The sequence below is a fragment of the Streptomyces sp. NPDC000410 genome, assembly GCF_040300305.1.
Lineage (GTDB): Bacteria > Actinomycetota > Actinomycetes > Streptomycetales > Streptomycetaceae > Streptomyces.
In genome coordinates, this window is sequence record NZ_JBEPDM010000085.1 from 1 (window position 1) to 16,644 (window position 16,644).

The following is a 16,644-nucleotide window of genomic DNA, read 5'->3' on the forward strand; positions in this document are numbered from 1 at the left end:
CACTCATCCGCGGCATCGACATCAACGAAACGGCAACCGCCGTCAAAGTCCACGACAGCACCGCCCACCGCCAATGCCAGCTCTACCCTCTACCCGCCTGGGCGCGCTGCCTCATACGCGCCGCCGGCATTCACGGACAGCTCAAGAACCGCGCACCGGACAACCCACTCTTCCCCCTCATCGCGGCCCAAGGCGGCGAACAACTCCGCCTCACCGCAACAGGAATCCGCTACAACCTGAAACCGACACCGTAGAAGGCCACACCGGCTGCCCCTCCCCAACTGTCAGCACCCAGCCCCCTGCCACCACAGCCCTGACCAGCAACAACACACCCCACGCCATACCGACCGGCAACCAAATGACCTGCAACATCGCCAAAAAGGTCAGCCCCAGATCGGCATCCATGTCAGCACCCGAACCACTCACCACGACCAGCTGAACAGCAGAAACCCGATACCCACCACACTGACATCACAATGACGAACCACCACCGACAAAAACCCGCAGATCATCACACAGGAGCGACAAACACCCCACCCACCAAACGACAACGTCCTTCACCAGCAAAACGACACCCCAGCACCCCAGCCCAGCACCAGTGAAAACCGATGACGCACACCCCATGCACATCACACGAAGCCCATCATCATGGAGGAGGTCTCGGCCAGACTCGGGTGGGCGTGGGAACCGCGCGAGGTGACACCCGGCCGCCGCCCGGTCATGGAGATCGCCGGGATCGACCAGCGGCTCATCGGCTGGCAGTCCACCCGCCGCCAGCAGATCGAGGACGCCCTCCCTGTCCTGACGGCCAAGTACCAGGAGCGGCAGGGGCACCCACCGGGGGAGCAGGCCGCCTACGCGCTCGCCTGCCAGGCCGCCGACCAGACCCGCTCGCCAAAGCGCACAGAACTGCGGTCGCTGTCCGAGCTGCGCGCCGCCTGGCGGGAATCGGCGGCCCGAGCGTACGGAGCCGACGTCGTCGCACGGCTGGCGGAGCGCGCCCGAGCAGCGGCCGCAGCGATCTGGGCGCGGGTGCGCCCGGTCGTCGACGTCGCCCTGGCCGCCGTCGAGACCATCGCCGTGGTGTACGTGATGCGCGGTGCGTTCGCGCACCGCCACCTCCTCGCCGAGGCCCGCCGCCACCTCTCCTACGCCCTGCGCGGCCGACCCCATCAGCGCGGCCTGGACGAACAGATCGTCCAGGCGGCCATCGACGGCTACACCCGCCCGGTGGGCCGGGGCCGGATGATGACCGCCGACCTGAGCGCCCTGTACCCGCACGACACCGAGGACCAGGCCGTGCTCCGCGCGCTGACCCGCAAGCGCGCCGCCTCCCCGTACGAGCGAGCCCGTCTTGCCGCTGCCGCACTGACCGCCCGCGTCCATGCGCTCCGCCGCGCGGACCGCCTGAACTCCCGGCCCCGGCCGCACACCGTCACCGTGCCGACCACTCTGAGCCCCCGCCCCGGGCGGAGGATCGGCCGGGACCTGGAGCCGATGACGGACGTCGCCGCGGCGGCGCAGACCAGCCGGACGCTGGAGGCCGCCGCCGCCGAGATGGCCGCCCGCCTCCAGGCAGGCATCCGCGAACGAGCTGCCGCCCACAGCCCTGCACCACAGCCCGCCCCGGCGACGGCCCCGCCGCCGCGCCCCCAGCAGCCTGTCCAGCCCGCACAGGGACGGACACCACCCACCGGAGGAATCGCATGACCAACATGCCGCCCGCGGACCCGAGGATCGAAGCCGTCGCAGCCCGGCTGAAGGCACGCGTTGGACACCGAAGGAAGAACAGGCTGAGTTCGCGGCCGATCCCGGCCCCGCCCAACCGTAGGGTCACGCTGGAGGAGTTTCCCCGGCGGGCTCGGCCGGTTCGGTAGTCCGCGCGTACCTCAGGTGCCTAAGCTCGTCCTTGTGATGGCGCAGGGCCAGGGACACGGCGCCCGAGGTGTACTGGGAGATCCCGACCGCCGCCAACGGCAGCGAGAGCAACAAGAGGCCGAGCATGTCGGCGGGATCGCGGGCGATGGCGCACCGGATCCCTTCGGCATCCTCGTACGTCTGCCTGCGTGACTGCCGGCTGTCGTCGTCACCGTCGTCGTAAAAGACCCGAGAGGCGCATTCGATGCTGCCATTGGCGTCCCGCTTAATGCTGAAGGGGGCGAACAACTGGTAGGCGAGCGCCAGCCAGATGCAGCCAGCCACCATGAGCAGGAAGATCCCCCGGGTCTGCATGCGGTCCGCTCGCTCGCGGAAGGCTATCTCGTGCGCGTCTGCTGTCATGACCAGAATCTAACCCCGCCAGAATTCGGCCGGGCACGCGGTCCGGCCTCGAAGGGCCACCACCACCGTCGCAGGCGCCCTCCCTATGCACGGTGGGAAGCCGCAGCCTGCAGCATCGAGACCGGGGCCAAAACGTCGCCCCAGCGCCCCCTTGCTTGGCCTGCGCACCAAGGCCGCCGTCAACCCGGTGTGTGAAGTTTCCCCGTGAACTTGGACACTCGTTCGTTATGCCGCGAGGGCGTGTTGATGCCGCTGTTTGGTCTCGGACGGTGTGAGGTAGCCGAAGGTCTTGTGCTTGCGCAGGCGGCGGCGGTTGTAGAAGGTCTCGATGAAGGTGAAGACCTCGGCTCGGGCGGTGGCCCGGTCGGGCCAGGTCCGGGTTCCGGTCTCTTCTTTGAGCAGGGCCCAGAAACTCTCCGCTGCGGCGTTGTCGAAACACGATCCGGTGCGTCCGCAGCTCTGTCGCAGCCCCAACTCCTATACTCGATTCCTGAATTGTGCCGAGGCTCAGTGGTTGTCACCGCCGGCACCAGATAGCCTGCGAAAGAAGCAGGTCGAAGCAGTCGGGCTGTCACCAGAGAGGCGCTGCAGTTGTCACACATGGGCGACGCCTGGGTCGTACGGGTGCCGGTGCGCAGCATTCCTCGCGAGGATCTCATCGCCATGCTTCGGGAACAGACCCCGGCATGCGGACCTGCCCGTGACGTCCTGGTTGCCGGAGGCACCTTCGACATCTCGGACGGTCTGGTCCCCGCCAGTCGGCACGCGGGTGTGTTCGCGATTCGTATCCGCACAGCTGCTCGGCGTGGCCACACAGTCGGGGGCCTTGCCGCCTCTGTCGACATCCTCCGGCATGCCGGGGAAGAGCTTGTGCGTACCGGTCTCATCGACTCCGTGGACAGGACGTCCGTGTTCACGATCTTCCTGAACTCCTCAGCGACAGAAGTGCTGGCCTGTGCAGGCGGGCTCCGGCCCAAACCACTGCAGTTGCCGGAAGATGCCCTCGAGTGACAACACACCTCCCTTTGTGTCAACTCTCATGCTTCGGCTCACGAATATGGTTTATAGCAGCTCCGGAATTCGGCCGTGTCAGAACCGGAATTCTATGGACACAACGTGTGTGAAATCCGCACGCAGGCCCTTGGTCCGGGTGCCCCATTCCGTGAAATAGGACTCGGTGATGGCCTCGGCGACGAGCGGATGCAGGTCCTCCTCCGTCGCTCCGGCTGCCTGGAGCTCAAGGATCTGCTTGGCGTAGGTGGGTGAGATGTCCGTGGTGATGGAGCGCTCGCGGCCGTCGTCCGAGCTGCCCTTGCCGACGAATCCGAAGTACGCTGTGACGTCCACCATCATGCCGCTGGTGGTGGACGCCTGTTCGCGTACCTGGGCTCTGAACTGCGGTTGCCACTCGGATTCGGTCTCCTCCACCAGGGCGGCCTGTAGTCGCTTCTGCGGGGTCGTCAGGGTCCCGGCGCGGTAGCGCTCCACCGTGCGGCGGGAGACACCCAGGCGCTCGGCCAGGGCCTTGGTCGAGCCCTTCGCGCACGTGAGGAGGAATTTCATCTGGGCCTTTGCGGATTTCGGCGCCGTCCGGGTGAAGACCTTCCTCTCTGCCTGCGCGAGGGCTTCCAGGACCTTGCCGCGGCCCGGGGCCGGCTGCTCTGAGTTGTTGATTGCCATAGCCGCAGGGTGTGGGACCGGGCCTGTGGACAGAGTCGGCGTTAGCCTCGATCTTTCGTGACGGTCCGTCGGTTCTTTCGGCGGGCCGTTTCGGCTGTTCGGGCTGGTGGCAGCCAGGCTGATGGCCCGGCTGTCGCGTCGGGTGGGCGCCGGGTTCCACGGCTCCGGTCGGGGTAATGCTGCTCGCAGGGACGGGAACGTGCTGCTCAGCCGGGGTTCGGGAGAGCTTCGAGCCGTGCCAGGGCGTCGGTGATCACGCCGGTCCAGGGCCAGTGGCGGGCGAACCGCAGATAGCGGCGCCGCGCCTGCACGGTCAGTGCCGAGAGGGCGAGCAGGCCGAGCACTGCGAGCACCAGGAGCAGCCAGACCCACCATTCCATGGACCACACCTCCGAGGTCCGAATGAGCGGAACCTTCTCTTCCGGATTCTGCCCGATCACGGGAACCTCGAACGCGCGATGATGCCCAGGTTGCCGTGGTCGAAGTCGGCTTGTGTGATGGAGACGAGCCTTCATCGGGCCCAGACCGTATCGCGGAGGGGTGCAGGGCTTCGGGGGTCCGGACGCGTACGGCGCGAGAGGAGGCGGCCGTGGACGAGCAGCGCGTGAGCGGCTCTGTGTTGGTGGGAGTGGTTGACGCCGAGGAACAGCGGCTGGTCGTGCGCCACGCCGCTGAGGAGGCTGTTCGGCGCGGAACTGTCCTGCGCATTCTGCATGCAGTTGAATGGCCGCTGCCCGCGGGATCGGCGAAATCCGTCGGGAGGACACCGACGTATGTGGAACTAGCAGAGCGCGTGATCGCTCCTTTTGCCGAGGCAATGGCTCAGCAGTTTCCGCAGCTGGAGGTCGTGCCGGACCTGGTGTCCGGGTCTCCGGCACCGGCGCTCATCGGCCGGTCTTCCGAGGCGTCGCTGATCGTTGTCGGCCACCGGGGTACGGGAGGATTCCCCAGGTTGCCGCTCGGCTCGGTGAGTCTGCAGGTCGCCACGCACTCCGCGTGCCCCGTACTCGTGGTCAGGCCGGGGGAGAGCGCAGAGCCGAAGGAGAACCGGGTGGTGGTGGGTGTCGATGTGGAGGACTTGCCGTCGGGGTTGATGAAGTTCGCGCTGGATGCGGCCGACTCCCGCCACGCTGCCCTCGAGGTGGTGTACGCGGACACGCGGCCCGAGCTTCTTGCCGCCGGCCCCAGCGGGCCCCTGCTCGCCACCGGCGAAGCGGTCTCGAGCAGCGCTGACGAGGCGCTGGAGAAAGTGCTGGCCCCATACCGGTCCCAGCACCCGGACCTGGACGTACGAGTGCGCGTCGAGCGGCGCCGGCCCGCACACTCTCTGGTGGACGCCTCGCGTCACGCGAGCCTGCTGGTGGTCGGCTCTCATGGCCGCACCGGGCTGAAGCGGCTGCTGCTCGGCTCGGTGAGCGGTGAGGTGCTGCATACCGCCGCGTGCCCCGTAGTCGTGGTGCCGACAGCGCATCAAGGGAGCGTGGAGCCGGGCGGCAGCCGCTGACGCGACAGGCCACGTGACATGAACGGCCCAGGCGGCACACGCGGGCCCGCCCGGTGAACCGTGTTTACTCGCTGCTCTGGGCCCAACGGAGCCGTCGGCCGGTCGGATCTCCGGCGGCAGCTATCCGAACCATGCCTGAGTGGACAGCTCTGGCCGCACACCGCGTTCGGTGCGGCCGAGCACGACGGCGCTGGACAGCAGACCGACGTGGCTGAGGCCTTGCGGGAAGTTGCCGAGAAAGGAACCGTCGGACGGGTCGATCTGCTCGGGGAGCAGGCCAAGCGGACTGGCGTACCCGCACAGTTTCTCGAAGAGTTCCATGGCGTCGTCGGTGCGTCCCTGTCCGGCGAGATTGTCCACCATCCAGAAGCTGCACAGCAGGAAGGCGCCTTCGGGTTCGTCGATCCCGTCAGGGGAGACCTTCGGCAGGTAGCGGTACAGCAGACCGCCACCGGCGTCGAGTCGGTCCGCGATCGCCCGCGTGGTGGCGACCATCCGCGGGTGGTCGGCGGGCAGCACGCGCCGCAGGGGCAGTGCGAGCAGTGATGCGTCCAGAGCGCCGCCACCGTCGAGGTGCTCGGTGAGAGCGCCGGCCTCCTCGTCCCAGGCATCGGTGAGGATGCGGCGGGTAAGGCTCTCGGCCTGATGGCTCCATCCGTCGGGGTCGCCGGGCAGGTCCAGTCGGCGGGCGAGCCGTGCCGCCCGGTCAAGGGCCACCTGACACATCGCGGCCGAGTACGTGAAGCGCCGTCCGCGCGTGCGCACTTCCCAGATGCCGTGGTCCGGGCGGCTCCAGGCGGTACTTGCTTGTCCGGCCAGGCCGGCGAGCTGCTCCCACAGCGCGTGGTCGAAGCGGCCCCCGGTGGCGGCCCATTGAAAGGCGCAGTCCAGGATCTCCCCGTAGACGTCGTGCTGCACTTGGTCCGCGGCGGCGTTGCCCCAGCGCACCGGGGCGGAGCCCCGATATCCTTCCAGGACGTCGTCTTCCACCTCGGCGGGCGGCGGCATGCCATCGAGGTCGTACAGAACCAGGGGGCGCTCGCTGCGCTCCACCGCGGTAAGCGCCCAGTGCACGAAGCCCTCGGCCTCCATCGGCAGTCCGATGCGCCGTAGCGCGAAGACCCCGTAGGCCGCGTCTCGTATCCAGGAGAAGCGGTAGTCCCAATTGCGCGATCCATGGAGGGTCTCAGGGAGGGACGATGTCGGCGCGGCCACGATGGCACCGTTCTCGATGTGGTCGAGCAGCTTCAGAGTGATCGCCGAGCGGCGCACCAGACCGGGGCACGGCACATCGTCCACCACCTGGGCCGTCCAGCGCCGCCACGCCCTCGCGGTCGCCTCGAGTTCACGGTCGGGCTCCTCGACAGCACGACCCGCCAGCCGATGCTCGTTCCCCCAGCACAGCCCCAGCGTGAGATCTTCGCCCGCTTCCAGAATCACAGTGGTGTCGAGACCGGGCAACGGGCGGGAGGTGACGATACGAGGCGACGGCCTCCGCTCCGGGCATGCCAGCCTCCAGCTGTACCGGTCGATGCGCGCCGGGCGGTGATGGCGAGGGTCGACGAGGACGCGAAGACGGACGGTGCCGCTGGTCACCTTGGCCCAGCGGAGCAGGATGCCCTGGCCGGCACGAAAGTCCTCCTCAAGGCGGGCAACGGACCGGAGCAGGAAGGCGTCCGTCACCTCAGCTGTCCCGTGCGGCCCCCGCATCTCGGTGACCAGCACACCCGTGTCGCGCAGATAGTGCTGGCTGCTCTCGCTCACCTCATCCGGCCCCAGTACGAACGTGCCGCCTCGGTGCCGGTCGAGCAGGCCCGCGAACAGCGGAGGGCTGTCGAAGCGGGGCACGCACATGAAGCTCACTCCGCCGTCGCGTCCGACGAGCGCACAGCCACGCCCGTCGCCCACCAGTCCGTGGTCAGCGATCGGCAGGTATCCCGCATGGCGTGTCAGAGGACGCCACTCGCTCATATACCAGGTGTACCCACTAAGCACGAGCCCAGTCCGTTTCCTCACGGGCACCGTAGACCCCGTCTCGGCAAATCGTGCGGTGGGCTGCCACGTGCCCCTGTCCGTGTTGACAGGCCGGGCAGCGCCCGCCTGTCAGTCGCGTTGCCGACACGGCGCATCCCGACGCGTCGGCTGCTCGTACAGAACCCGGCCCACGAACGCACCTCCGTAGAGGACGAACCCGACGCCGACGAGCCACGACTGGATGATCAGCACGGTTCCGATCGGGCCGTAGGCGAGGGCTTGGCTCACGATCAGAGGGGAGAACACGTGCTCGGAGAAGAAGCGCAGGCCGAGCATGCCGAGCAAGGTCGCGACCGCACCGGGCAGGAGAGCTCTCCAGCCGACCCTGCGGCCGAGGAGGAACTTCTGTGATCCCCAGAGGAACAACAGCGTGACGAGAACGGCACTCGATGTCCCCTGGGGCGTGGACAGGAAGTCCTGCCTACGCAGAGGGGTGTTGGTGAAGATGAGCAGATAGCCCACGAGGAGGCAGAGCCACAGGAGTTGGCCACCCAGTAGGCAGGGCCGGGAAGCCGACCCTCGGGCCGGCGCCAGTCCCCACATCCTCTCGTAGCCGGCCTGCACCGTAGCGGCGAACGTCAGACCGAAGATCGTGAGAGCGGCCAGACCCAGACCGGTCGTTTCCCTCAGCGCACGTCGTGGCGGCGCAAGCAACTCCTGGATTTCACGCTGCGCCGTCGTGGACGCGCTCAAGCCCCTGCCGAGCCAGCGCGCGAAGCCAGCCGCCTGCGTCGGGTCGGCCGCCGCAACAACGATCAGGAGCGGCACGAGGGCGAGGAAGCAGAGTGCGGCGAACACCATGCAACGATTCATCAATTGCAGTTCGCCGACTGCTCTCCACCCTGCGCGCGTCGCCACCAGTGGAAGCCTCCGGCTCAGCCGACGCCGCGATACCCCGTCGTGATCCTTGGAAGAACCCATGCCACTCGACTAGCACGTGACGATCCTCGGCCGATGTTCCTGCAGTGCGGCGTTGCGAGCGTGTACGAGCCGTCCGAGACGTCGGGCCGGTGCCACCGGCCTGATGTCCCTCCCATGGGCGTGGGCCGATGCGGCAAGGACGGTGAATCCTGCAACGCAGGTGGCGTGTTGATGCGCTCACGCATCACTCGCACGGCGGACACCCGGACGATGTCGGCGAAAGATCGGTGTGCCCTGTTCAGCTACCTCACCGTGCCAGCGTCCAGCGCCGCGACGCTGTCCCCGGAGCGGATGGAGCAGCTGTCCGCGATCGGGATGCGGTGGTCGTGATGGGCGTCGTCGTCACCGCGGTCGTCGCGTTCGCGGCCAGCTATCTGCTCGGGCGGCTGCCTCCGTGGCGGCATCTCGGCGGCTGGGCGGCCGATCAGGTCCGCCACGCCGGGGCATGGGTCCGGGGCGGGCCGGGCGGCAGGCCGTCGTCGTCCTGGTCCACGCCATCACCGCACCACGCACCACGCACCACGCACCACGCACCACGCACCACGCACCACGCACCAACTGGCGCATCATGCGCGCCCCTGCCACCGAAACGCGGAGGCTCTGAACCGGTGGCCGTACAGGGCGGCGCAGCAGCGCCGCTCGCTGAGGTTCGGCATCGAGGCCGCCCTCGCCCGGCGTCTGGGGGTTGACGAGAGAGTCAGCCTGGCCTGTCCCGGGCACGTTCCGGCAGGACCAGGCCGTGCGACTGCTGATGCCGGGTCCTAGGCTGCGGCCATGACCGAGACCCAGACCCCGACGCCCCGCGACGCCTTTGACCTGCTCATGGCCGGTAACCAGCGCTTCGTCTCAGGTGCCCCCGAGCACCCGAACCAGGACGCCACCCGCCGCACCGAGACCGCACCGTCCCAGCAGCCCTTCGCCGTGCTGTTCGGGTGCTCCGACTCCCGGCTGGCCGCCGAGATCATCTTCGACCGTGGCCTGGGCGACCTGTTCGTGGTCCGCACCGCCGGGCACGTCGCCGGTACGGAAGTCCTCGGGTCCATCGAGTTCGGCGTGAGCGTCCTCAACGCGCCGCTGGTCGTCGTCCTCGGCCACGACTCGTGCGGCGCGGTCGCCGCGGCCTGCTCCGCCCTGGAGAACGGGCAGACGCCGGGCGGCTTCGTCCGTGACGTCGTCGAACGCGTGACCCCGAGCGTGCTGGCAGCCCGCGCCGCCGGACGCGAGAGCGCCGAAGAGATCCTGGCCGAGCACATCGAGCACACCGTGGACCTGCTGCTGGAACGCTCCCGCGTCCTGGCCGAGGCGGTGGCCGACGGCCGCCTCGGCGTGGTGGGGCTGTCCTACCGGCTGGCCGACGGCAGCGCACAGCTCGTCGCCGCCCGCGGCCTCGACGCGGCGGTTCCCACCGCGTCCTGATTGCCCCGGCCGTGATCGCTCAGCATGCTTCGCTGCGGTTGGTGGACCTCCGTATACGTGGAGAGGACCCCCGTCGGGCTCGCCGCTTGATCACCCTCGGAAGGGCACCTTGATGGCTCACGAAGCAGACTGAACGCCCGCGCCCCGCACCGACCTGGCGCGGGGCGCGGACTGCGTTGTGCCGGGGATGGGGAACGGTCGCCACTGACTAGGGGCGGCACGAGCTGTGTCTGGCCTGCCAGAGTGCTGAGCCCCGTCCCGAGCCGCCCGCGGGCCTCACAGCCCCAACGAGCGGGAGCAGTGAGGGCACGGCGTCGGTGCCGGTCACACGGTGGGCCGGGGCCCCGCGGCGCGGCGGAGCCGGTTCGCGATCGCCAGTCCCAGCCCCTCCTCCACCGGCAGCGACGCGACGATCAGGTCGCACCCCTGCTGGTCGAGCTCGCGCAGGAACCCGTACAGCCCCCGCGCATAGCCGGACATCGAGGCGGGGAGGGCCACCACGGCGTGTGCCTTCACAGGGGCGTCGGCGAAGGCTGCGGGCAGGAAGACGCCCACCTGGTGCCCCAGCTCCTGTGCCAGCTCCGCTTCGGCAACGACCTTCTCGGGGTCGACGAGGACGACCCGCGCACGGGGCGCGTAGTGAGACGGATGCTGGCCCGGCACCCGAACGTGGCTGGTCGAGGGGACCGCGAACGGGCGCCCCAGCACCGCTTCGAGGTCCTCGCGCGTCACCCCGCCGGGCCGCAGGATGCTCGGGATCTCGCCGGTGGCGTCGACGATGGTGGACTCGACGCCGACCTCGCAGGGGCCGCCGTCCAGCACGAAGTCGACCCCGTCACCGAGCTCGGCACGGACGTCGCTCGCGGTGGTGGGGCTGACCGAGCCGAAGCGGTTGGCGGACGGGGCCGTGATGCCGCCGCCGAAGGCCGACAGCAGTGCGAGCGCGACAGGGTGGTCGGGCACGCGCACGGCCACCGTCTGAAGGCCACCGGTCGCTTCGAGGGGCACACGGGGCCCACGGCGCAGGACCAGCGTGAGGGGTCCCGGCCAGAAGTGTTCGGCCAGAAGGCGGGCAGCCGGGGGCACGTCCTGGACCCAGTCGTCGAGATGCGCCGCGCTGGCGATGTGGACGATCAGCGGGTGGGAGGGTGGACGCCCCTTGACCTGGAAGATGCGCGCGACGGCGGCAGGGTCCTCCGCGTTGGCGCCCAGACCGTAAACGGTCTCGGTCGGAAGGGCCACCAAGCCGCCAGCGCGCAGCACACCGGCCGCCTTCTCGATGTCACTGGTCACCCTCGCAATCCTACGAGCACGAAAGACCGGCGACAGTCATGATCAATATCAGCGCAGTTCCATCGCCCCAAGGCCGAGGAAAGCCGACGCCCTTGGTGGCCAATAGGTGGGGCCGAACGAGTTCGGGTTCCCGAACGTGCTGCGGCCCCGGGCGCCGGGCGCGATGCCGGGGGCCGCTGACCTGCACGAGTCCCGTGGGGTCTTGACGACCCGTGCACGCGTCACGTGCCCAACGCTCCCGGCGCCGACAGGACACGGCCTCTATGCGGCCGGATGGAGTTCCGCGCGGCCGAACAGCAGCGCGTAGCCGGTGGGGAGCTGGGCCAGGATGCGGGTGATCAGGTCGGGTCCGGCGTGGGCGTTGACGGCGGCGAAGACGGAGCCGGTGTCCCAGCGGGTGGTGGCCAGGGAGGCGCCGGAGCGGGTGGCGAGGTCCTTGACGAAGGCCCAGCCGGTCAGCTGCTGGGTGTCGGGGATCTGCGCGGTCAGGACGCGTGCGGCCTCCAGGGGCAGGCAGGCGGCCAGGTCGACGCGCTCGTCGCCGGTCAGCTGGCGTCCCAGTCCGGCGAGGACGAGGCGGACGGCTTCGTCGGCCCGCTCGCGGGTGGGGTAGGCGCCCTCGTAGCGGACCTTCTCCAGCATCTGCTCATACGCCGTCCCGTACGGCTGCTGGTGCCCTTGCGGTGCGCGCACGTCGGTGATCACTGCGATACATGCCTTTCGTGAAGCAGGCCGGGGCGGTACCGGTATGGCACCCACCCCGGGTCGTGGTCAGGTGGGCTGGGGTCGGCCGAAGAGGAGGTCGTAGCCGGCGGGGAGCTGGAGCAGGATCTGGCCCAGGAGGTCCTCGCCGGCGGCGTCGGCGGCGGTGGACAGTACGGCGCTGACGTCCCAGGTCGCCGTCACTTCGGTGGCGCCCTCGATCCAGGCCGCCGTGGCCCGTACGAACCGTTCCGGGGGAAGGGGTTCGGCGCTCTGCAGCGGGTTGAGAAGGATCAGCGCGAATTCCTCCGGCAGGCGTGCCGCAAGCTGGGCGCGGACGTCGCCGACCAGGTGTGCTCCGAGCAGGGCGAGCACCACGCGGGCCGCGCGCTCCGTCTCGTTCAGCGTCTCGTACTCGCCGCGTTCCCGCACATGCTCCAAGAACGCCTCGCGTCGCCAGGTCATCGGCCGTCACCCCTTCGCGCCCAGGTTGTCCGTGGGTGCGGAGGGCGGGATGGAGGGGGAGATCAGGCGCCCGCCCCTCCGCACCGGTCCGGCCGGTGTCAGCCGGAGATCTCCTTGCGGCCGGAGCCGACGCCGATGGAGATCTTGCGGGGCTTGGCGCGCTCGGCGATCGGGATGCGCAGGGTGAGCACGCCCGCGTCGTAGTCGGCCTGGATGTGCTCGGTGTCGAGGGTGTCGGCGAGGACGATCTGGCGGGAGAAGACGCCCAGCGGCCGCTCGGACAGTTCCATCTGCACGTCGTCGGCCTTCGCCACCGGCCGGCGTTCGGCCTTGACGGTGAGCATGTTCCGCTCGACGTCGATGTCGATCGCGTCCGCGGTAACGCCGGGGAGGTCGAAGGCCACCACGTACTCGTCGCCCTCGCGGTAGGCGTCCATCGGCATCGCCGACGGCTTGGACCAGGTGCCCGGGCCCATCAGCTGCTGTGCCAGCCGGTCCAGCTCACGGAAGGGGTCAGTGCGCATCAACATCGTGAAACACCTCCAGCGGGTTTGTCGGCAGTTGCTGCCAATGCGCTGCACTGACACCGTTGTAACATGTCATCCAATGGATGACAAACATGATGTCGTCGAGTCGATGACAAGCCGGAGGAGGTGCCCATGACCGCAGCCGACCAGCCGCCCACGACCAGCACCGACGCCCACAGCCCGGCGTCCTTCCTCGCCGCCGCGGCGGCCCTGATCGCCATAGACGACGCCCTGCGCGACGCCCAGGACGAGGCCCCCGACACCGGCGCCGGACCCGGTGCGGAGCAGGCCCTGGCCTCCCTGATGCTGCTGCGGCAGGTACGCGAGCAGCTCGCCGGATGGGAGACCGGCCTGATCGAAACCGCCCGCGACGCGGGCGCCAGCTGGGCCGACCTCGCCCACCCCCTCGGCGTCGCCAGCCGCCAGGCCGCCGAACGCCGCTACCTGCGCGGCCGCCCCGGCCCCACCGGCACCACCGGCGAACAACGCGTCACCGCCACCCGCCAGGCCCGCGCCGCGACGCGCACCACCGCCGCCTGGGCCCGCACGAACGCGGCCGGCCTGCGCAGCCTCGCCGGCCAGATCACCGCCCTCACCGACCTCCCCGCAGCCGCCCGCCGCCCACTCGACAAACTCCACGCGGCCCTCGCCCAAGACGATCCCGCCGCCCTCATCGACCCGCTGGCCGCCACCCGCCCCCACTTGGCCGCCACCCACCCCGACCTCGCCGCCCGGCTCGACACCCTCACCCCCTCCTGACCCTGCTGCGCGGGTACAGGCCGGGCAGCAGGCCCGCCTCGCACGGCCGGTACGGGACGACCTCGAGTTCGCGTGGGGGCCGCGCATCCGCCTCAGCCGGTAAACAGCCGGGAACGGGCAGCGGGGCCGGGCAGGGTGATCCTGCCGGCCCCGCTGTCGTCTCGTCAGCCGAAGTCGCGCGTGCCCGGAACGGCGTCAGGGTGTGTCGCCGGACCAGTCCCAGCGGTTCCGCTCGCCGGGCCGCGGGTCGTACAGGGCCCGGCCGCCGGCGCCGAACTGCCCGAGCTCGGTCGTCAGCGCGACGCCGGTCTGGATCTCGTCCGCGCTCCAGCCGGTGATGTCGAGCAGCAGCCCGTCGAGCGGGCCGCCGACCAGTTCGGCGTAGTCGCGGTGCGGGCGCGGGCTCGGGTGGTCGTGGTCGGCGCCGTAGACCCGGCCGCGCAGCAGCTCCTCATCCCTGTCCATGGGGCTCAGCCTCCCAGCCGCCACCGACAGCCGGGCCCGGTACGTGTACCCATCGCGCCTGCCCGCCGCCGGCGGCGCGGGGCTTGCCCAGGGTGGCCTTGGGCTTGCCCGCGTCCGCCGGCGGCTTGCCCGGCTCAGCGGCGCAGGCGCGAGAGCCAGCCGATGGTCTTCTGCTCGGGCACGGCCTGGTCCTGCTCCTGACCCTCCTCGTCCTGGTCCCGGCGGATCGGATCGCCCGGCCAGGCTTCCTCCCAGTCGATCTCCTGCCGCTGGTCGCAGTCCCCGCACAGGGTCGGATAGTGCTCCTGAGGAAGGGCGTCCCAGCCGGTGCGCTCCACCGCCTGCCACCGCTCGTCCGTGAACGCCGCCCTGCACTCGGTGCAGCGGGGACGACTGGCGTAGCGCAGGAAGCGCTTCCGCTTCGCCCAGTCGGGAGATCCCGAACCACGGGTCGGGGTCGGTCCGGGTGTGCATGTCGGCAGGCACCTCGACGCCGTTGAGCTGGTGCAGCTCAACCGCTGTGACGGGTGAGTCGTCGGCGATGTTGTAGATGGGGCCTGTCACCGCCGGTGCGTACAGGAGGCGCATCAGCCCCTGGGCGACATCGACGTGATGAGCCATCTGCAGCCGCTGGGCGGGTGCCCAGTTCGCGGCCCAGCGCAGCGACTGGGCGAGATGCGGGTCGCCGTCGCCGTAGACAAAAGGCAGCCGGCCGATGCGCACTTCCATTCCCTCCAGCGCCAGCAGCTCCCGCTCGGCGGCTGCCTTGGACTCCGGGTAGGCGCCCCACAGCTCGCCGCCGGGCCGGCTCTCGTCGTCCTCGGTCATCGGACGGCCACGCCCAGTGCCGTACACGACCCCGGTGCTGACCTGTACGAATCGCCGTACACCGGAGGCCAGCGCGGCCCGCCCCAACCCCACCGCCGCATTCCGGTTGACGGCCCACGCCTCCTCGTCGGGCACCCCGCGGAAGGACGCGGCGACGTTCACGACCGCGTCCACCCCGGCCACCGCCTTGCCGAGGGCCTCGTCGTCCCGCAGATCTCCGAGCACGACCTCGGCGCCCAGTTCCGCGAACCGCTCCCCGCGCGCGGCGTCGCGTACCAGCACCCGCACCCGCTCATCCGCCTGGGTCTGCGCCAGCAGCCGCGGCACGAAGCGCCGCCCGACCTGCCCCGTCGTACCCGTCACCAGTGTCAACACGATCCTTCTCCTCACAACCTGATGCCTCACGACCTGATGCCTCACGATCCGGCACCACCACCCTCGGACCGGACCGGGCCCAACGGGAGGGACCTTCAGATCAGGGGACCGCCGGTCCCTGGATAAGCCGGGCGGTCCGGGCCACCCTGGAGGGGTGAACCGTGCCGAACTCGCCGACTTCCTGCGCCACGCCCGAACCCGCCTCCATCCCTCGGACGTGGGCCTGCCGGCCGGCGCCCGGCGGCGCACCGTGGGTCTGCGGCGCGAGGAGGTGGCCTCGCTGGCCGGCATGTCGGCCGACTACTACACGCGCCTCGAACAGTCCCGGGGCCCGCGTCCGTCCCGTCAGATACTGACGGCGCTGGCCCGCGCCCTGCGTCTGACGGACGACGAACGGGACCACCTGTTCCACCTGGCCGGCGAGGTGCCGCCACGCCACGAGGTCCCGTCCGGCCACGTCCGCCCCGGCCTCCTCCTCGTCCTGGACCGCCTGCACGACGCGCCCGCCGCCGTGGTCACCGACCTTGGCGATGTCCTCGCGCAGAACGCGTTGTCGAAAGCACTCTCCGGCGACGCCTCGGCCCGCCCGCCGAGGGACCGCAACCTGGTCCGCCGCTACTTCCTCGACCCGACCACGCGCGAGATCTTCCCTCCGGAAGACCGCGAGGAGCACGCACGCGTGCACGTGGCGAACCTGCGCGCGGTGGCGGCATCCCGCCCGGCCGACCCGGCTCCCGCTGCCCTGGTGGCCGAACTACGTGCAGCCAGCGCCGAATTCGCGACTCTCTGGGGCCAACACGAGGTCGCGGTACGCCGAGCAACCACGAAACGCTTCCAACATCCCGTGGTGGGCCTCCTTGAACTGGACTGCGAAGTCCTCCTCAACGACGAGAACCACCATCTCCTCGTCCTCCACACGGCACGCCCGGGCACGGAATCCCACGAACGACTCCGGCTCCTGCGGGTGGTGGGCCTGCAGGACATGGCACCGAGGGCCCGTCAGGGCGCCAACGAGCCCTGACGGCACGGACCCGTCTCCCGCGATCGAGCGCACGGTGCTAGTAGGGCTTGGTCAGGTTCATCCGTCGGTGGCGTGTCTGGATGATCGGTTGTTCCGTTGATCGGGTGTGACGCCTGAGGAGCTGGCCGCGGTCCGGTGCGATTTGGAGGACTTCGCGGCGGATGTGTTCGAGCCGTTCACGCGGAACGATCAGCGTCGGTGGGGGCAGGTCTACCTGCGGGGGCTGCTTCTGGACGGGCAGCGCAAGTCGGTCGAGCCGATGGCCGCCCGGCTCGGTGTGGACGGCAACCGGCAGGCCCTGGCCCACTTCATCACCTCCAGCCCGTGGGATCCGTCCCATGTGCGGGCCCGGCTCGCGTGGAAGATGCAGGACG

19 protein-coding genes and 2 pseudogenes are annotated in these 16,644 nt (G+C 69.9%); 8 read left to right on the forward strand and 13 right to left on the reverse strand.

Translation table 11 applies throughout. The annotated features are described in order from the left end of the window. The coding region (locus ABT342_RS36675; protein WP_351583462.1) for a hypothetical protein at window positions 1–254 on the forward strand (254 nt) is incomplete at its 5' end. Between the two features lie 394 nt (window positions 255–648). After that, window positions 649–1,710, forward strand: a pseudogene (locus ABT342_RS36680) (relaxase domain-containing protein); the annotation flags it as partial. A 123-nt stretch (window positions 1,711–1,833) separates the two neighbouring features. Here ABT342_RS36680 and ABT342_RS36685 read toward each other — a convergent pair. Both ABT342_RS36685 and ABT342_RS36690 read right to left on the reverse strand, forming a co-directional pair. Further along, window positions 1,834–2,280 carry a hypothetical protein gene (locus ABT342_RS36685; protein WP_351583465.1) on the reverse strand — a complete coding sequence of 149 codons (447 nt, stop codon included), beginning with the start codon at window positions 2,278–2,280 and terminating at the stop codon, window positions 1,834–1,836. Window positions 2,281–2,505: 225 nt separating this feature from the next. Then, window positions 2,506–2,754, reverse strand: coding sequence for an integrase core domain-containing protein (locus tag ABT342_RS36690; RefSeq protein ID WP_351583468.1), 249 nt, complete (start codon window positions 2,752–2,754; stop codon window positions 2,506–2,508). A gap of 126 nt (window positions 2,755–2,880) precedes the next feature. Between ABT342_RS36690 and ABT342_RS36695 the strand changes: the two genes are divergently transcribed. Beyond that, a complete protein-coding gene (locus ABT342_RS36695) occupies window positions 2,881–3,291 on the forward strand; it encodes a hypothetical protein (protein WP_351583471.1) in 411 nt (136 codons plus the stop codon). Between the two features lie 78 nt (window positions 3,292–3,369). On the opposite strand, the gene tpg is transcribed toward ABT342_RS36695, so the two are convergent. Beyond that, window positions 3,370–3,960: a telomere-protecting terminal protein Tpg gene (gene tpg / locus ABT342_RS36700; protein WP_351583474.1), complete on the reverse strand. Its 591-nt coding sequence runs from the start codon at window positions 3,958–3,960 to the stop codon at window positions 3,370–3,372. Between the two features lie 206 nt (window positions 3,961–4,166). Then, window positions 4,167–4,340, reverse strand: coding sequence for a hypothetical protein (locus tag ABT342_RS36705; protein WP_351583513.1), 174 nt, complete (start codon window positions 4,338–4,340; stop codon window positions 4,167–4,169). A gap of 209 nt (window positions 4,341–4,549) precedes the next feature. On the opposite strand from ABT342_RS36705, the gene ABT342_RS36710 reads away from it, so the two are divergent. Further along, window positions 4,550–5,464, forward strand: a complete 915-nt coding sequence (locus ABT342_RS36710; protein ID WP_351583476.1) for a universal stress protein — start codon at window positions 4,550–4,552, stop codon at window positions 5,462–5,464. A gap of 120 nt (window positions 5,465–5,584) precedes the next feature. Here ABT342_RS36710 and ABT342_RS36715 read toward each other — a convergent pair whose 3' ends face one another. The 3 genes from ABT342_RS36715 to ABT342_RS36725 form a co-directional block, all read right to left on the reverse strand. Then, entirely contained in the window at window positions 5,585–7,435 is a 1,851-nt protein-coding gene (locus ABT342_RS36715) for a glycoside hydrolase family 15 protein (RefSeq protein ID WP_351583478.1), read from the reverse strand. A 132-nt stretch (window positions 7,436–7,567) separates the two neighbouring features. Beyond that, window positions 7,568–8,299: a YhjD/YihY/BrkB family envelope integrity protein gene (locus ABT342_RS36720; protein ID WP_351583480.1), complete on the reverse strand. Its 732-nt coding sequence runs from the start codon at window positions 8,297–8,299 to the stop codon at window positions 7,568–7,570. Between the two features lie 362 nt (window positions 8,300–8,661). Beyond that, on the reverse strand, window positions 8,662–8,856 hold the full coding sequence (locus ABT342_RS36725) for a hypothetical protein (RefSeq protein ID WP_351583483.1): 195 nt from the start codon (window positions 8,854–8,856) through the stop codon (window positions 8,662–8,664). Window positions 8,857–9,193: 337 nt separating this feature from the next. Here ABT342_RS36725 and ABT342_RS36730 point away from each other — a divergent pair, with 337 nt between their 5' ends. Then, a complete protein-coding gene (locus ABT342_RS36730) occupies window positions 9,194–9,835 on the forward strand; it encodes a carbonic anhydrase (protein WP_351583487.1) in 642 nt (213 codons plus the stop codon). 324 nt (window positions 9,836–10,159) lie between these two features. Here ABT342_RS36730 and ABT342_RS36735 read toward each other — a convergent pair whose 3' ends face one another. The 4 genes from ABT342_RS36735 to ABT342_RS36750 all read right to left on the reverse strand — a co-directional run bounded on the left by ABT342_RS36735 (window position 10,160) and on the right by ABT342_RS36750 (window position 12,825). Continuing rightward, window positions 10,160–11,137 (reverse strand): L-threonylcarbamoyladenylate synthase, encoded by a 978-nt coding sequence (locus tag ABT342_RS36735; protein ID WP_351583506.1) that lies wholly within the window; start codon window positions 11,135–11,137, stop codon window positions 10,160–10,162. Between the two features lie 252 nt (window positions 11,138–11,389). Then, window positions 11,390–11,833 (reverse strand): DUF2267 domain-containing protein, encoded by a 444-nt coding sequence (locus ABT342_RS36740; protein WP_351583491.1) that lies wholly within the window; start codon window positions 11,831–11,833, stop codon window positions 11,390–11,392. Window positions 11,834–11,899: 66 nt separating this feature from the next. Continuing rightward, on the reverse strand, window positions 11,900–12,295 hold the full coding sequence (locus ABT342_RS36745; RefSeq protein ID WP_351583494.1) for a DUF2267 domain-containing protein: 396 nt from the start codon (window positions 12,293–12,295) through the stop codon (window positions 11,900–11,902). A gap of 98 nt (window positions 12,296–12,393) precedes the next feature. Beyond that, complete coding sequence (locus ABT342_RS36750; RefSeq protein ID WP_351583497.1) at window positions 12,394–12,825, reverse strand: Hsp20/alpha crystallin family protein; 432 nt, start codon at window positions 12,823–12,825, stop codon at window positions 12,394–12,396. A 129-nt stretch (window positions 12,826–12,954) separates the two neighbouring features. Between ABT342_RS36750 and ABT342_RS36755 the strand changes: the two genes are divergently transcribed. Continuing rightward, window positions 12,955–13,581, forward strand: coding sequence for a type III effector protein (locus ABT342_RS36755; RefSeq protein WP_351583500.1), 627 nt, complete (start codon window positions 12,955–12,957; stop codon window positions 13,579–13,581). 195 nt (window positions 13,582–13,776) lie between these two features. Here the strand turns inward: ABT342_RS36755 and ABT342_RS36760 are convergent, their stop codons facing one another. Together ABT342_RS36760 and ABT342_RS36765 are read right to left on the reverse strand one after the other, a co-directional pair. Then, entirely contained in the window at window positions 13,777–14,046 is a 270-nt protein-coding gene (locus ABT342_RS36760) for a hypothetical protein (RefSeq protein WP_351583508.1), read from the reverse strand. A gap of 435 nt (window positions 14,047–14,481) precedes the next feature. Further along, window positions 14,482–15,249, reverse strand: a pseudogene (locus ABT342_RS36765) (NAD-dependent epimerase/dehydratase family protein); the annotation flags it as partial. 154 nt (window positions 15,250–15,403) lie between these two features. Here ABT342_RS36765 and ABT342_RS36770 point away from each other — a divergent pair. Both ABT342_RS36770 and ABT342_RS36775 read left to right on the forward strand, forming a co-directional pair. Beyond that, complete coding sequence (locus ABT342_RS36770; RefSeq protein ID WP_351583503.1) at window positions 15,404–16,270, forward strand: helix-turn-helix transcriptional regulator; 867 nt, start codon at window positions 15,404–15,406, stop codon at window positions 16,268–16,270. 106 nt (window positions 16,271–16,376) lie between these two features. Next, the coding region (locus ABT342_RS36775) for a transposase (RefSeq protein WP_502965678.1) at window positions 16,377–16,644 on the forward strand (268 nt) is incomplete at its 3' end.

Coding starts and splice junctions, on each gene's coding strand:
- ABT342_RS36750 (WP_351583497.1), bottom strand. CDS start 12,825: ATGTTGATGCGCACTGACCCCTTCCGTGAGCTGGACCGGCTGGCACAG.
- ABT342_RS36685 (WP_351583465.1), bottom strand. CDS start 2,280: ATGACAGCAGACGCGCACGAGATAGCCTTCCGCGAGCGAGCGGACCGC.
- ABT342_RS36695 (WP_351583471.1), top strand. CDS start 2,881: ATGGGCGACGCCTGGGTCGTACGGGTGCCGGTGCGCAGCATTCCTCGC.
- ABT342_RS36755 (WP_351583500.1), top strand. CDS start 12,955: ATGACCGCAGCCGACCAGCCGCCCACGACCAGCACCGACGCCCACAGC.
- ABT342_RS36720 (WP_351583480.1), bottom strand. CDS start 8,299: ATGGTGTTCGCCGCACTCTGCTTCCTCGCCCTCGTGCCGCTCCTGATC.
- ABT342_RS36705 (WP_351583513.1), bottom strand. CDS start 4,340: ATGGAATGGTGGGTCTGGCTGCTCCTGGTGCTCGCAGTGCTCGGCCTG.
- ABT342_RS36715 (WP_351583478.1), bottom strand. CDS start 7,435: ATGAGCGAGTGGCGTCCTCTGACACGCCATGCGGGATACCTGCCGATC.
- ABT342_RS36760 (WP_351583508.1), bottom strand. CDS start 14,046: ATGGACAGGGATGAGGAGCTGCTGCGCGGCCGGGTCTACGGCGCCGAC.
- tpg (WP_351583474.1), bottom strand. CDS start 3,960: ATGGCAATCAACAACTCAGAGCAGCCGGCCCCGGGCCGCGGCAAGGTC.
- ABT342_RS36745 (WP_351583494.1), bottom strand. CDS start 12,295: ATGACCTGGCGACGCGAGGCGTTCTTGGAGCATGTGCGGGAACGCGGC.
- ABT342_RS36730 (WP_351583487.1), top strand. CDS start 9,194: ATGACCGAGACCCAGACCCCGACGCCCCGCGACGCCTTTGACCTGCTC.